The following is a 13937-nucleotide window of genomic DNA, read 5'->3' as shown; positions in this document are numbered from 1 at the left end:
GCTCGTGGGCGTGCTGTTCACGGCTACCATCTCCGAACAGCCCCGCGCGGGCCATCTCATCCATCTGGGGGAACTCCATGCTTCGTGGTGCCTTGAGTGCCGTGACCGTGAGCGTGGTGCCGGCCGCCCTCATGGTGATGCCGGCCGCCGCGCATGCCGCTCCCGGCGCCCTCCCCTCGCCGGCGACAGCGGTCAGCGCGCTTCGGGTGCCGGGGGGTGGGGTCGACCTGAGCTGGGACCTCCCGACCGACTACGGCGACGGCGGTCTCACCGGTTTCGTGGTGCACCGGTCGTCGGCCGGCATGGACACCAGCTACTCCGTGCCCTTCTCGGTGTCCCTGTCGTGGTCGGAGCCGGATGCGCCGCCGGACGCCACGTACGCGGTGTCGGCGGTGACCACGGTGGGCGAGGGTGACGCAGGAACCCCCGTGGCGCAGACTCCGGTCAGTGAGTCCCTGATCGCCGCGGCTGCAGATCGCGACGGCGGCCCGGTGCGGATGACTGAGTGGGCCCTTCCCCAACCGGTCGCGAGTGTCTCGAGGCCCGCCGGCCCGGGTCAGAGCGACGCCTCAATGGGCCTGGCGCTGTCTCCCGACGGCAGGATGCTCCTCTCGACCCGGCCGACCTCCGGAGGTTGGCAGCTGTGGTCCGAGCCCGTCGACCGCTCCACGCCTCCGGTCCTGCTGTGGGCCACCGCGGCCGTGCTCGACCACCCGGCCTGGTCACCGGACGGGACCCGGGTGGCGGTCGGTACCCAGGCCTCGGTCCCCTCGACCTTCGTCCTGCCCGCGACGGGTGGGACACCGACCCGGGAGATCCCCGGGACCACCGATCCCTCGTGGATGCCCGACAGCAGGACGCTCGTCGTCAACCACAAGACGGGAGGTCTGGGGCTGCCGCTGGCGCTGGTCGACGCGACGTCCGGTGTCCAGATCGGGTCGCTGGCCGGGACGGACGGGGCGATCCGCCCCGAGGTGTCGCCGGGGGGACGCTGGATCGCGTTCACCCGCCTGTACACGGACGACGTCCTGGCGCGCGGGACCTACGTGATGTCCGCGTCCGGCGGAGTGGCGCGCGCCGTGCCCGACGACACCGTGGCCTACGACGTGACCTGGTCCCCTCGCGGCGACGAGCTCGGCATGGTCCTCTCCGGCCCGGCCTTCCCCAGCAGCGTCTACAGGTCGACGATCGGCGTCGACGGAACCCCGTCGGCACGCTCCGCCGACCTGGGCGCCCGCGTCTACCAGAATCTCCAACGCGCGGCCTGGGCCGGCGCGAGAGTGGCCATCGGCCCGACGCCGACGACCACCGGCCCCAGCAGCGCCCTGCCGCTCGACGTCTCCGCCCTCCCGGCAGGCACCACCCTGACCTGCGCCGTCGACGCGGCGGCCGCGGCTTCCTGTGACGGCGCGTACCATGCCGGAACCCTGCCGTCGGGACGGCACCTCCTGGTCGTCCGCTCCCACGAGCCCAGCGGCCGGGAGACCGTCGCCGCCAGGACCTTCACCCACGACAGCACCGCTCCGCTCCTGCGCCTCGTCTCCCCCGTCGTGGCCGTTGCCCTGACGCCGACGCTGGCCGCGTCGTACTCCGCGACCGACCCCTCCGGTGTCGCGAGCTACGACGTCAGGTTCCGCCGGGCCCCGCGCAGCGGCCTCTTCGGCGGGTACGGCACCGTGGCGAACGGCACCACGTCGACCCGGGTGAACGTGCCCCTTGCGGTGGGATACCAGACGTGCTGGTCGGTGCGGGCTCGCGACCGGATGGGGAACACCTCGGCCTGGAGCGCTCAGAGATGCACCGTGCGCCCGCTCGACGACCGCTCCCTGACCCGGGCGACAGCAGGGTGGACGCAGCAGAACACCAGCTCCTCGTACCTCGGCACGAACACCTACTCGACCCGCTCGGGCGCTCGGCTCACCCTGGCGTCGGTGAGTGCGCGCCAGGTTTACCTGGTGGCGACGCGATGCTCCACGTGCGGCGTCGCCACGGTGTACATCGGCTCCACCAAGATCGGGTCGGTCTCCCTCGCGTCCTCGACGACCCGGCGACAGAGCGTCCTCGCCCTGCCCGTCACCTCGCTGCGCAGCGGGACGCTCTCCGTCGTGGTGACCTCCGCGACCGGGAAGCTGGTCCAGATCGACGGCGTCGCCGTGCGGACCCTCTAGGTGTCCTCGGTCGGGACGTTGGTGACCGGCAGGTTCACAGTGCCCACAGCTGGCTCGTTCGCGGTCCTCGGGCCTTCGCGGGCCTCGGCCAGGACCGCGCTCGAGCAGCAATTGTCCTGGTGGGGCTCACGGTTGCTGTCGCAGTCGTCATGCAGGGGTGCAGCTCGCGCGACGTCGTCGATTTCGACGGGGACAACGGTGGCACCGGTTCACATCGACGGTCACGGCAACGCCAACCATCGCCCTTGTCGACCTGGCCCGCCCCACCGGACGGCTGGCAGTACTGGCGGTAGTCCCACCTGACGCTGCATTCCCGCCGCGTATCGACCGATCGGATAGCGGCAGATCGGGATGAACGGACCCACGGACAGGCAGTGGGCCACTTCCGACCTGTAGGCCACGCTCACAGGACGACGCAGCACGTTCCACTGCCTGTATGTGGGTCCGCCCCGCCCGCAGGGACCGCAGAATCCGAGGTCTCGGCGGACGTCGAGAGGCCACAACATGCCCGGGATCGAGCTGCGGCCTCAGGGGGTGAACGCAACACGACCTGTGGAGGTGTGTTGTGACATTGAAGTTGGCTCGTCGGTTTGAGGACGCGTTCTGGCGTGAGTACCGGCTCGATGGTGACGTGCTGCGGTCCGCGGCTGTGGCTGGGGTCGGATCGAGCATCGCGGGGCGGTGGGTCCGCGAGTCTGGTGGCGTGATCAGGATGCGGGTTGCGGACTCTGGCCACCGGCTCAGCTTCGAGGAGCGTGAGGCGATCGAGGAGATGCTCGCCCGGGGCCATACCCAGGCGGAGATCGCGCGCGAGATCGGGCGGGCGCGGTCGACGATCAGTCGGGAGATCGCGCGCAACCTTCGCCCCAAGGGCCGCACCAGCGCCGGGACGGTGCGGATGCGGCCGTACTCGGCGCGGATCGCGCAGCTGAAGGCTGAGCAGCGGGCCCGCCGGCCCAAACCGACCAAGCTGTCCGGGCACCGGGTGCTCGCGGCGACGGTGCAGGCGTGGATCGGCGGGACCGAGCGGATGAGCCCTCAGCAGGTCAGCAACCGGCTCAAGGTGCTCTTCCCCGATGATGAGTCGATGCGGGTCTCCCACGAGACGCTCTACCAGGAGCTGTACGTCCAAGGCCGTGGCCACCTGCGCGCTGACCTGCACCACGCGCTTCGCACCGGTCGGGCCCGTCGGGCCCCGCGCAAGGCCGCCAAACGGCCCCGGGTGCCCGGGGAGCTGCTGATCGCGAATCGACCCAAGGACGTCGACGCCCGCACCGTGCCCGGGCACTGGGAAGGTGACCTGATCATCGGCAAGAACAGCGCCTCGGCGATCGGGACCCTGGTCGAGCGCACCACCCGGTTCGTGATCCTGCTTCACCTACCAGGGCGGCACGACGCCGAATCCGTCGCCGACGCCATCGCGCAACAGATCACCGCCCTACCCGAGCACCTGGCCCGCTCCCTGACCTGGGACCAAGGCGTCGAGCTGGTCGGCTCCCACCAACGAGTCCGTGCCGAGACCGGGCTGAGCGTGTGGTTCTGCGACCCCGCCTCGCCCTGGCAACGCGGCAGCAACGAGAACACCAACGGGCTCCTTCGCCAGTACTTCCCCAAGGGCACCGACCTGTCCGTGTACACCCAAGAAGACCTCGAGACCGTCGCAGACGGACTCAACGCCCGACCCCGCATGACCCTGGGATGGCGTACCCCAGCCGAAGCCCTCGCCGAAGTAGCCTGAAACCAACCCGTTGCGCTCACCGATTGAGACCGCCAGCGATTTCTTCTGCGTGTTGCGACCTCTCGACGTGCAGACCGGGAACGTCCGACATTCGGCATGTGAGTGAAGATCCAGGAGCCCGCTGGGCCCCGCGACAGGGACCCCGCGCCTCGCACCCTCCGCGCACCCCCCGCTGAATCCGCGTACGCCCACGTCCTCTCGATCTACCCTGCGTGCGTGCCCTCAGAGTCGTTGCTTGCCGCTGCCAGGACGCTGCTCGACGCCGATCCGGATGTCGCGTGGAAGCTCGACGAGCACGACAAGCTGCTCGTGACCCTCCGATCCGATCCACGTCGGTGGTTCAGCCTCGACGTCGGCAGCGACGCGTTCCCTCTCGACCTGGGCCAGCGGTACTCCATCCCGGAGTACGAGTACGACGTGGAACACCAGCCCGACGCGGTGCGGAAGCAGCTCAGCCGAGGTCTGGCGTACCTGCACGGACGCGGCGACGAGGTCACGAAGAAGCGCGGAAGCACCGAGATCTCCTGGACGCTGACCCTGCCAGACGGAACCGTCGCCAAAGCCTGGCGGACACCCCTCCAGCGCCTCCGACACCGTCTGACCGGAAGAAGCCGACTCGTGCAGACGGGCCAGATTCCCGGCTGACCTCACCAAGAGCCGCCGACCTTGGTTGTGGCGCGTTCGTGGCACATCTGAACAGAACGTGGCCCCGGCGACGCGAAGCCCATCGCAAGCAACCAAGCACGAGCTGGGCGTTGACCGACCCCGGCGGGATACCCCTTCGCGCTCATCATCCGTCGGTCGTGGGTGCTCTGCGCGGAGTGCTCACCAGAGGTCGTGAACCGAGGCCTTCAGGCGGCGGTCGTACAGCTCGGTGACCGCTGCGGTGAACTCCTCGCCGAGTGGGGGCACGGAGCCTGCGGTCGCGTTCTGCCTGGCCTGCTCCGGGGAGCGGGCGCCGGGTATCACGGTGGTGACGCCGTCCAACTGGGCGACCCACGCCAGCGCTGCGCGGGCGGGTGACAGGCCACGCGCGGCAGCGAGGGCCGAGAACTCCCTGGCTGCGCGTACGCCTTCGTCGTAGTCGACGCCCGAGAAGGTCTCACCCCGGTCGAAGGCCTCGCCGTGCCGGTTGTAGCTTCGGTGGTCGTCGGCGGCGAAGGTGGTCGACTCGTCGTACCGTCCCGACAGCAGGCCACTGGCCAACGGGACTCGCGCGATGATGCCGACCCCGGCTTCGAGCGCCGCGGGCAGGACCCGCTCGAGGGGCTTGAGACGGAAGGCGTTGATGATGATCTGGACCGACGCCACCGACGGCCGCGCGATCGCAGCCAGCGCCTGGTCGGCGGTCTCGACGCTGACGCCGTAGGCGGCCATCACCCCCTCCGCCACGAGAGTGTCGAGGTCGTCGAACACCTGGTCGCTGTCGATCACCTCGGTCGGGGGGCAGTGCAGCTGGACGAGGTCAAGGGTGTCGGTCCGCAGGTTCGAGCGCGAGCGGTCGGTCCAGGCACGGAAGTTCGCCATCGAGTAGTTCCCCAGGCTCTGGTCGGCACGCCTGCCCATCTTCGTGGCCACGAACGTGTCGAGCCCCGGGTGCGCCGCGAGGAACTCGGCGATGCATTGCTCGCTGCGGCCGTCACCGTACACATCGGCTGTGTCGAACATCGTCACGCCGGCCTCGGCCGATGCCTCCAGAACCGCCCGGGCATCATCGGGGCGAACCTCGCCCCAGTCGGCACCCAGCTGCCAGGTACCCAGGGAGATGACCGAGACCGCGCGCCCCGTCCGCCCGAGGACACGCGAGGGCATCGCGGAGCCTCGCGCTTCCTGGTTCGAGGACAGGTCGGTGCGGGAGTCAGAGTCCATAGTGCCCTCCTGGGCGATCAGCAGCGGCGGCCAGGACGTTCGGCCGGATCCGGGGCGGCGAAACCTTGGGCCCACCCCATGGTGGCAGTCGAGGCGTCCGGTCTGCCTGGGTGCCCGTCCCACTCGCCGGACACTTCCGGCGGGGCAACACGCTCTCTGGGCTGCTCGCTCCGCCTTCCGTGTCCGCCGACGCGGGGAAGACCGCGGATCCTGTAGAACGGCGGGATGACAACGCGCCGTCGCCCCCGGTGGTCCGAGCTGCAGGAGGTCCTGCGTCCCGCGCGGGTCCCGCTGGACACCACGGACCGGCGGCTGGCCCGAGCGGCCTCCATCGCCGACCTGCGCCGGCTGGCCCGGCGGCGCGCCCCGCGCGCGGTCTTCGACTACACCGACGGTGCCGCCGGCGAGGAGCTGAGCCTGTCGCGCTCCCGGGAGGCCTACTCCCGTGTCGAGTTCTCGCCGCGGGTCCTGCAGGACGTCTCGGGCGTGGACACCTCGACGACGATCCTCGGCAAGGCATCCGCGGCGCCGTGGGCCTTCGCCCCCACCGGGTTCACCCGGATGATGCACACGGAGGGCGAGTCCGCGGTCGGTCGCGTCGCGGCGCGCACAGGCATCCCCTACGCCTTGTCGACCATGGGCACGACCTCGATCGAGCAGCTCGCCGCCGCCGCGCCCGACGCGCGTCGGTGGTTCCAGCTCTACCTCTGGCGGGACCGCGAGGCCAGCCGCGACCTCGTCGCGCGGGCGCAGGCCGCCGGCTACGAGGCGCTCGTGCTCACCGTCGACACGCCCGTGGCCGGCCCGCGTCTTCGCGACGTCCGCAACGGCCTGACGATCCCACCGACCCTCTCCCTGAGGACCTTCGCCGAGGGGTCCGTGCACCCGGCGTGGTGGTGGGACCTGCTCACCACCGAGCCGCTCGAGTTCGCGTCGCTCAACCGCTTCGACGGGACCGTCGCCGAGCTCGTCGGCACGATGTTCGACCCGGCGGCCTCGATGGCCGACCTGGGCTGGCTGCGGGAGGTGTGGGACGGACCGTTGGTCGTCAAGGGCATCCAGACCGTCGCCGACGCGCAGGCGGTGGTCGACGCCGGCGCCGACGCGGTGGTCGTGTCCAACCACGGTGGGCGCCAGCTGGACCGGGCTCCGGTCCCGCTGGAAGTCCTCCCGTCGGTCGTGGACGCCGTCGGCGACCGCGCCGAGGTCTACGTCGACGGCGGCATCCTGTCCGGGAGCGACATCGTCGCCGCCGTCGCCCTCGGGGCCAGGGCCGCGCTCGTCGGCCGCGCCTACCTCTACGGGTTGATGGCCGGCGGCGAACGCGGGGTCCAGCGCGCCGCGCAGATCCTGCAGCAGGAGGTCACCTCCACCCTTGCCCTGCTCGGCGTCTCACGGGTGTCCGACCTGGGTCGCGACCATGTTCGTCTGCGCCAGGGCTGAGGTAGTTTCCGAGGATGGAGATGATCGAGTTCACCCCCACCCGCGAGCAGTACGTCTACACCTTCGGTGGCGTCGCTCCGCAGATGCGGGTCAAGCCCGGCACGGCGCTGCGGCTGTGGTCCGACGACGCGTTCGGTGGGGCACTGCGCACGGTCGAGGACCTGTCCAGTGCCAAGGTCGACCTGCGGTTCGTCAACCCGCAGACCGGCCCCTTCTACGTCGAGGGCGCTGAGCCCGGCGACACCCTCGTGCTCCACCTCGTCGACCTCGTACCCGCGCGCGACTGGGCCGCCTCGGCGGCCATCCCCTTCTTCGGCGGGATGACCGGCACGGACCGCACCGTGAACCTCCAGCCCGCGCTCCCGGACACGACCTGGATCTACGAGCTCGACCGCGACCGCAACACCGTCGCCTTCACGGCCCGGCACAGCGACCACCGCGTCGAGCTCCCCGTCGAACCGATGCTCGGCACCGTGGGCGTCGCTCCGGCCGGAGGCGAGGTGCGCTCGTCGCTCGTGCCCGACCGCTTCGGCGGCAACATGGACACGCCCGAGATGCGCGCCGGCGCCACGGTGTACCTCGGGGTCAATGTCGAGGGCGCGATGTTCTCGGTCGGCGACGGCCACTACCGCCAGGGTGAGGGCGAGGCGTGCGGCACTGCCGTGGAGGGGGCGATGACCACCACCCTCATCGTCGACCTCGTCAAGGGCCACGCCCCGGGCTGGCCCCGCATCGAGACCGACACCCACCTCATGGCGATCGGGTCGAGCCGGCCGATGGAGGACTCCTGGCGCATCGGCAACGCCGAGCTCGTGCACTGGGTGAGCGAGCTGTGCGGCCTCCACGTCATGGACGCCTACCAGCTGTGCTCGCAGATCGCGCAGGTCCCGGTCGCCAACGTCGTCGACGCCAACTACAGCGTGGTGGTCAAGGCGGCCAAGCGGCTGCTCCCCCGCGCGGAGGCCTACGGGGGCATCCATGCGGAACTGCGCGCTCGCGCCCGTTCCCTCGGCCCACTCTGACCGCCCGCACCCCTTCCCCGAAAGGCTCCACCCATGGATCTGCGACTCAACGGAACCCGCGTCCTCGTCACCGGGGGCACGCGCGGCATCGGCCGCGCGGTCGTCGAGGCCTTCCTGGACGAAGGGGCCGTCGTCGGCTTCTGCGCCCGCAGCGCCGAGGAGGTGTCGGCGACCCAGGAGGCCTTGAGCGAGCGCGGCGACGTCACCGGCTCCACGGTCGACGTCGCCGATGCGGCGGCGCTGGCTGCCTGGGTGAACCGGTCTGCTGACACCTTCGGCGGCCTCGACGTCGTGGTGGCCAACGTCAGCGCGCTGGCGATCCCGGACACGGAGGAGAACTGGGAGCTCAGCCTCAGCGTCGACGTGATGCACACCGTCCGGCTCGTCAAGGCGGCGATGCCGCACCTGGAACAGAGCCCGGCCGCCTCGATCATCGCGATCTCCAGCGTGTCGGGGCGCGAGTCCGACTTCGCCTCGGGCCCCTACGGGACCGCGAAGACCGCGATCATCGGCTACATCCACGGCCTCGCGATGCAGCTGGCACCGCAGGGGATCCGTGCCAACACCGTCTCCCCCGGCAACACCTACTTCCCGGGCGGTGTCTGGGAGAGCATCGAGGGCGGCGACCCGGACCTGTTCAGGACGGCGGTCGAGCTCAACCCCACGGGCCACATGGGTACGCCGCAGGAGATCGCCGCACCGGTGGTGTTCCTGGCCAGCCCCGTCGCCAGCCGGATCAGCGGCACCAACCTCGTCGTCGACGGGGCCCTGACCCGTGGGATCCAGCTGTAGGAGCGCCGCCGCCGGCCCGGGCGTCCGAGCGGCGCTCGCGGATCAGCTGTCGAAGCCGATGCCGACCGCGTCCATCCCGCGCAGCCAGAGGTTGCGCCGGCCGGTGCGGTCCTCCGCGGCCAGGCTCGCCCGGGTCAGGCGCACCCCGACGCTCCGCAACGGCTCCGGAGGGAACGGCAGCGGCTTGCGCCGGACCATCTCGAGCCGGGTGAGCTCGGTGTCGCGCCCGTCGACGAGGTCGAGCGCGACCCGCGCCCCGAAGCGCGTCGAGGCCACCCCGAGCCCGGTGTAGCCCACGGCGTACGCCAGCCGGCCGCCGAAGGCGGTGCCGAACACCGGGGTGAAGCGCGACGTGGTGTCGATGACGCCCGCCCACCGGTGCGTGAACCGGATGCCCTCGAGCTGCGGGAAGATCTCGAGGAAGTGCCGCGCCAGCAGCTCGTGGGACGCCGACTGCTCGAACCGCGGGTCGATGCGCCCCGGGAAGTGGTAGTTCGCGTCGTACCCGCCGAAGAGCACCCGGTCGTCGAGGGTGCGCCGGTAGTAGTGGAACTGGTTGCCCGCGTCGGTCAGCCCCTCGCGGCCCCGCCAGCCCACGGCATCCAGCTGCGCGGCCGACAGCGGTTCGGTCATCAGGACGTGGTCGTAGACCGGCAGCGTGTACCAGGCGAGCCGGCGGAGCACCCCGCGGAAGGCGCCGGTGCCGACGACGACCTTGCGGGCGCGCACGCTCCCCCACTCGGTCTCGACCCGCAGCCGCGAGGTCTCCTCCTCGAACCCGGTGACGGCGGTGTCCTCGTGGATGCGCACGCCGAGGCGCTCCGCCGCCGCCGCCAGCCCCCACACCAGTCGGGCGGGATCGACGAGGCCGACGGTGGGGTCGTGCATGCCCCCGAGGTACCGCCGCGAGTCGACCCGGGCCCGGGCCGCCGGGCCGTCGAGCAGCTCGACCGGTACCCCGTGCGCCCGGTGCAGGTCGTACGCCTCGCGCACGGTCGCGACCTGCCGCTGGTCGAGGGCCAGGGTCAGCTCCCCCGGGACGTGCAGGTCGGCGTCGATACCGTGGCGCTCGACCGCCTCCTGGAGCCCGGCGAAGTTCTCGGCCCCCAGCCGTTCCAGCGTGGCGATCTCGCGCGGCCAGCAGCCGACGCCCTGGGCGAGCCCGTGCGTCAGCGACGGCGAGACGAACCCGCCGTTGCGCCCGGATGCCGCCACGCCCAGCCGGCCGCGCTCGAGCACCACGACGTCGCGCGACGGGTCCTCCTCCTTGGCCTGCAGGGCTGCCCAGAGTCCGGTGAAGCCGCCGCCGACGACCACGAGGTCGGCGCGGTGGCCGAAGCCGGTGAGCGCGGGGCGCGCTGCGGGGCGCAGGGCGGGGCGGTCGGTCCAGAACACGTCGGGTACGGCGTCGGCGAGCGAGGCGCGGACGGCGGCGGGCGCGACGGACATGCCCAGCATCATGCCCTGCCCCGTCCCGAGCCCCACCACGCGACCTCGCGCTCCGTCTCGGGTTGGTCACGAATCAGGGTTTCGGGGCATCAGCATTCCCTCAGGTACCTCGCCCTCGCTAGGTTCGAGGCCATGAGCCAGCCCCTCGTCGTCATGAAGGACGTCAACAAGCACTTCGGCGACCTCCACGTCCTGCAGGACATCAACCTCGAGGTCGCCACCGGCGAGGTCGTCATCCTCATCGGGCCCTCGGGCTCCGGCAAGTCCACGCTGTGCCGCACCATCAACCGCCTCGAGACCTTCGAGTCCGGCTCGATCACCATCGACGGCAAGGAGCTGCCCGAGGAGGGCAAGGACCTCGCCGCCCTGCGCGCCGACGTGGGGATGGTCTTCCAGTCCTTCAACCTCTTCGCGCACAAGACCATCCTCGAGAACGTCACGCTGGGGCCCATCAAGGTCCGTGGCCTGAAGAAGGCCGACGCCGAGAAGCGGGCGCGCGAGCTCCTCGACCGGGTCGGCATCGGGCACCAGGCCGACAAGTACCCCGCGCAGCTCTCCGGCGGCCAGCAGCAGCGCGTGGCCATCGCCCGCTCGCTCGCCATGGACCCCAAGGTGATGCTCTTCGACGAGCCGACCTCGGCCCTGGACCCCGAGATGATCAACGAGGTCCTCGACGTCATGGTCGAGCTCGCGCGCAGCGGCATGACCATGGTCGTCGTCACCCACGAGATGGGCTTCGCCCGCAAGGTCGCGAACCGCGTGGTGTTCCTCAGCGAGGGCCAGATCGTCGAGCAGAACACCCCCGAGGCGTTCTTCACCAACCCCCAGAGCGAGCGCGCCAAGGACTTCCTCGGGAAGATCCTCACCCACTGAACCCCAGGGCCGGCCGGCAAGGGCCACCCGAGAGCGACCACGCGTCGACGACACCAGGAGGAACCACCTCATGAGAAGCACCCGGATCGGACTCATCGCCGCGGCCGCGGCCCTCGCCCTCGGGGCCAGCGCCTGCGGCTCGAACAGCTCGGACGGCGGCGCCTCGGGCGGCTCCGGCGGCGACAGCATCAAGATCGGCATCAAGTTCGACCAGCCCGGCCTCGGGCTGAAGAAGGGGGACGAGTACACGGGGATGGACGTCGACGTCGCCAAGTACGTCGCCAAGGAGCTCGGCTACGACGCCGACAAGATCGAGTGGGTGCAGTCGCCCAGCGCCCAGCGCGAGAACCTCATCTCCACCGGCCAGGTGAAGCTGATCTTCGCGACGTACTCCATCACCGACGCGCGCAAGGAGAAGGTCTCCTTCGCCGGGCCGTACTTCGTCGCCGGCCAGGACCTGCTGGTGCGCGCCGACGACAGCTCCATCACCGGCCCCGACACCCTCGACGGCAAGAAGCTGTGCTCGGTCACCGGCTCCACGTCGGCGCAGAAGGTCAAGGACAAGGTGCCCGGGGTCAACCTCCAGGAGTTCGGCACCTACAGCGAGTGCGTGGCGGCGCTGGTCTCCAAGGGCGTCGACGCCCTGACCACCGACGACACCATCCTGGCCGGCTACGCCGCGCAGGAGCAGTACAAGGGCAAGCTCAAGGTCGTCGGGAAGCCGTTCTCCGAGGAGCGCTACGGCGTGGGCCTGAAGAAGGGCGACACCGCCCTGTGCCAGAAGGTCACCGACGCCATCAACAAGATGATCAGCGACGGCTCCTGGCAGAAGGCCGTCGACGACAACCTGGGCCCGGCCGGCTACAAGCCCCCGGCCGGCAACCCCCCCACCCCCGACGCCTGCGCCTGACCGTCCCCGCCCACGGTCCGCGCGTGACACCGCCCGCCTCCTCGGCGGGCGGTGTCACGCGGCACGGACCACGACCCCCGGCCGAAAGGTGAGCTGATGGGTGACATCCTCGGCAACTACGACGTGCTCGGCGCCTTCTGGGTGACGATCCAGCTGTCCGTGCTGTCGGCGATCGGGGCCCTGGTCCTCGGGACGGTGATCGCCGTGCTGCGGGTCTCGCCGGTGGGGGTGCTGCGGGCCCTGGGTTCGCTGTACGTCAACCTGGTGCGCAACACCCCCCTGACGCTGCTGATGGTCTCGAGCATCCTCGGGCTCAGCTACATCCTCGGCCTGCAGTTCTCGCAGGACGCGACGCGCAACGCGTACTGGTGGGCCGTCGTGATGCTGACGATCTACCACGCGGCCTTCGTGTGCGAGGCCATCCGCAGCGGGGTCAACACCATCCCCGCAGGGCAGGCCGAGGCCGCCCGCTCGATCGGGCTGACCTTCGCCCAGTCGATGCGCGAGGTGCTCCTGCCCCAGGCCTTCCGCGGCAGCGTCGCGCCGCTGGGCTCGACCCTCATCGCGTTGATCAAGAACACCACCGTGGCCGCGGTCATCCTCGGTACCGCCGAGGCGGCCGGGCTGCTCGCCAAGATCACCGAGAACGAGGGGGCCAGCCTGCCGACGTTCTTCCTCTTCGCCCTCGGCTTCGTCATCCTGACCCTCCCGCTCGGCATCGGCATCACGTCCCTGTCGCGCCGCCTGGCGGTGAAGCGATGAGCACCGAGAACGTGCTGTTCGACGCACCGGGCCCGCGCGCCCGGCTGCGGCACCGCATCCTCACCGGCGTGGGGGTGCTGGTGCTGCTGGCGCTGGCCTGGGTGGTCTACGGGAAGCTGAAGAGCACCAACCAGCTCGAGGGCTACCTCTGGCAGCCGTTCGTCACCGACCCCGCGCTGTGGCTCGACTACCTCCTGCCGGGCCTGTGGGAGACCGCCAAGGCCGCGGCGGCCTCGGTGGTCCTCGCCGGTATCTACGGCATCGTCTTCGGGATGGGGCGCCTCTCGAGCGTCCGTGCGGTCCGCTGGGTCAGCGGTGTCGTCGTCGAGTTCTTCCGCTCGGTGCCGGTGCTGCTGATGATGGTGTTCTTCTTCTTCGGCTGGTTCGCCACCGCCACCTGGCTGCCGAACGAGTACGCCCCGATGGCGGCCGTCGTCCTGGCCCTGACGCTCTACAACGGCTCGGTCATCGCCGAGCTGGTCCGCTCGGGCGTGCACTCCCTCCCCCGCGGTCAGGAGGAGGCCGGGCTGTCGATCGGGCTCACCCCGAACCAGACCCTGGTCAGTATCCAGCTCCCGCAGGCCCTGCGGGCCATGCTGCCCGCGCTCATCGGGCAGCTGGTCGTGGTGCTCAAGGACACCGCCCTCGGCACGGTCGTGCTCTACCCCGAGCTGCTGACCGCCGCCAAGACCGTGGGCTCGGCCTACGCCAACACCGTCCCCGCCTACGTGGTCGCCGCCGTGGTCTACATCGTGATCAACTACGCGCTCACGAAGGTGGCCGGCTACGTCGAGGGCCGGATGCAGCGCAAGCGGCGCAGCGCCGGCACCCCGCGTGCGGCCGCCGTTGCGGTCGACGCCGCCTGAGCTCAGGACACGCAGAAGGGCCCGCACCGTACGGTGCGGGCCCTT

General features: G+C 70.9%; 12 protein-coding genes. 10 read left to right on the top strand and 2 right to left on the bottom strand.

All coding sequences use genetic code 11. From position 1 onward, the window contains the following. Window positions 1-101 precede the first annotated feature (101 nt). The 3 genes from ATL31_RS15380 (at window position 102) to ATL31_RS15370 (ending at window position 4551) form a co-directional block, all read left to right on the top strand. On the top strand, window positions 102-2168 hold the full coding sequence (locus tag ATL31_RS15380) for a hypothetical protein (protein ID WP_101396788.1): 2067 nt from the start codon (window positions 102-104) through the stop codon (window positions 2166-2168). A 550-nt stretch (window positions 2169-2718) separates the two neighbouring features. Further along, window positions 2719-3906, top strand: a complete 1188-nt coding sequence (locus ATL31_RS15375; RefSeq protein WP_425440338.1) for an IS30 family transposase — start codon at window positions 2719-2721, stop codon at window positions 3904-3906. Between the two features lie 216 nt (window positions 3907-4122). Beyond that, complete coding sequence (locus tag ATL31_RS15370) at window positions 4123-4551, top strand: hypothetical protein (RefSeq protein ID WP_143598408.1); 429 nt, start codon at window positions 4123-4125, stop codon at window positions 4549-4551. A gap of 180 nt (window positions 4552-4731) precedes the next feature. Here ATL31_RS15370 and ATL31_RS15365 read toward each other — a convergent pair whose 3' ends face one another. After that, window positions 4732-5718: an aldo/keto reductase gene (locus ATL31_RS15365; protein ID WP_101396784.1), complete on the bottom strand. Its 987-nt coding sequence runs from the start codon at window positions 5716-5718 to the stop codon at window positions 4732-4734. 282 nt (window positions 5719-6000) lie between these two features. Here ATL31_RS15365 and ATL31_RS15360 point away from each other — a divergent pair, with 282 nt between their 5' ends. From ATL31_RS15360 to ATL31_RS15350, 3 genes are read left to right on the top strand one after another with little or no spacing between them, the layout of a single operon-like run. After that, the gene (locus ATL31_RS15360; protein ID WP_101396782.1) at window positions 6001-7218 is read left to right on the top strand and encodes an alpha-hydroxy acid oxidase; all 1218 of its coding nucleotides are present in this window, start codon (window positions 6001-6003) and stop codon (window positions 7216-7218) included. 20 nt (window positions 7219-7238) lie between these two features. Further along, window positions 7239-8240, top strand: a complete 1002-nt coding sequence (locus ATL31_RS15355) for an acetamidase/formamidase family protein (protein ID WP_245862541.1) — start codon at window positions 7239-7241, stop codon at window positions 8238-8240. A gap of 33 nt (window positions 8241-8273) precedes the next feature. Next, window positions 8274-9032, top strand: coding sequence for an SDR family NAD(P)-dependent oxidoreductase (locus tag ATL31_RS15350; protein ID WP_101396778.1), 759 nt, complete (start codon window positions 8274-8276; stop codon window positions 9030-9032). A gap of 42 nt (window positions 9033-9074) precedes the next feature. Here ATL31_RS15350 and ATL31_RS15345 read toward each other — a convergent pair whose 3' ends face one another. Continuing rightward, window positions 9075-10481 (bottom strand): NAD(P)/FAD-dependent oxidoreductase, encoded by a 1407-nt coding sequence (locus tag ATL31_RS15345; protein ID WP_101397724.1) that lies wholly within the window; start codon window positions 10479-10481, stop codon window positions 9075-9077. A 132-nt stretch (window positions 10482-10613) separates the two neighbouring features. On the opposite strand from ATL31_RS15345, the gene ATL31_RS15340 reads away from it, so the two are divergent. The 4 genes from ATL31_RS15340 to ATL31_RS15325 all read left to right on the top strand — a co-directional run bounded on the left by ATL31_RS15340 (window position 10614) and on the right by ATL31_RS15325 (window position 13892). Beyond that, on the top strand, window positions 10614-11354 hold the full coding sequence (locus ATL31_RS15340; RefSeq protein WP_101396776.1) for an amino acid ABC transporter ATP-binding protein: 741 nt from the start codon (window positions 10614-10616) through the stop codon (window positions 11352-11354). A gap of 70 nt (window positions 11355-11424) precedes the next feature. Beyond that, entirely contained in the window at window positions 11425-12264 is an 840-nt protein-coding gene (locus ATL31_RS15335; RefSeq protein ID WP_101396774.1) for a glutamate ABC transporter substrate-binding protein, read from the top strand. 96 nt (window positions 12265-12360) lie between these two features. Further along, window positions 12361-13026, top strand: coding sequence for an amino acid ABC transporter permease (locus ATL31_RS15330; protein WP_101396772.1), 666 nt, complete (start codon window positions 12361-12363; stop codon window positions 13024-13026). Next, entirely contained in the window at window positions 13023-13892 is an 870-nt protein-coding gene (locus tag ATL31_RS15325) for an amino acid ABC transporter permease (protein WP_101396770.1), read from the top strand. Before ATL31_RS15330 ends, ATL31_RS15325 begins: the two co-directional genes overlap by 4 nt. Window positions 13893-13937: the final 45 nt, after the last annotated feature.

The sequence above is a fragment of the Phycicoccus duodecadis genome (genome assembly GCF_002846495.1).
Taxonomy (GTDB): Bacteria; Actinomycetota; Actinomycetes; order Actinomycetales; family Dermatophilaceae; genus Phycicoccus; species Phycicoccus duodecadis.
This window is presented reverse-complemented; position numbering and strand designations above follow the sequence as displayed.

Bases quoted from the DNA above. Each gene is read 5' to 3' on its own strand.
- ATL31_RS15365 (WP_101396784.1), bottom strand. From the start codon at position 5,718: ATGCCCTCGCGTGTCCTCGGGCGGACGGGGCGCGCGGTCTCGGTCATC.
- ATL31_RS15360 (WP_101396782.1), top strand. From the start codon at position 6,001: ATGACAACGCGCCGTCGCCCCCGGTGGTCCGAGCTGCAGGAGGTCCTG.
- ATL31_RS15355 (WP_245862541.1), top strand. From the start codon at position 7,239: ATGATCGAGTTCACCCCCACCCGCGAGCAGTACGTCTACACCTTCGGT.
- ATL31_RS15350 (WP_101396778.1), top strand. From the start codon at position 8,274: ATGGATCTGCGACTCAACGGAACCCGCGTCCTCGTCACCGGGGGCACG.
- ATL31_RS15345 (WP_101397724.1), bottom strand. From the start codon at position 10,481: ATGTCCGTCGCGCCCGCCGCCGTCCGCGCCTCGCTCGCCGACGCCGTA.
- ATL31_RS15340 (WP_101396776.1), top strand. From the start codon at position 10,614: ATGAGCCAGCCCCTCGTCGTCATGAAGGACGTCAACAAGCACTTCGGC.
- ATL31_RS15335 (WP_101396774.1), top strand. From the start codon at position 11,425: ATGAGAAGCACCCGGATCGGACTCATCGCCGCGGCCGCGGCCCTCGCC.
- ATL31_RS15330 (WP_101396772.1), top strand. From the start codon at position 12,361: ATGGGTGACATCCTCGGCAACTACGACGTGCTCGGCGCCTTCTGGGTG.
- ATL31_RS15325 (WP_101396770.1), top strand. From the start codon at position 13,023: ATGAGCACCGAGAACGTGCTGTTCGACGCACCGGGCCCGCGCGCCCGG.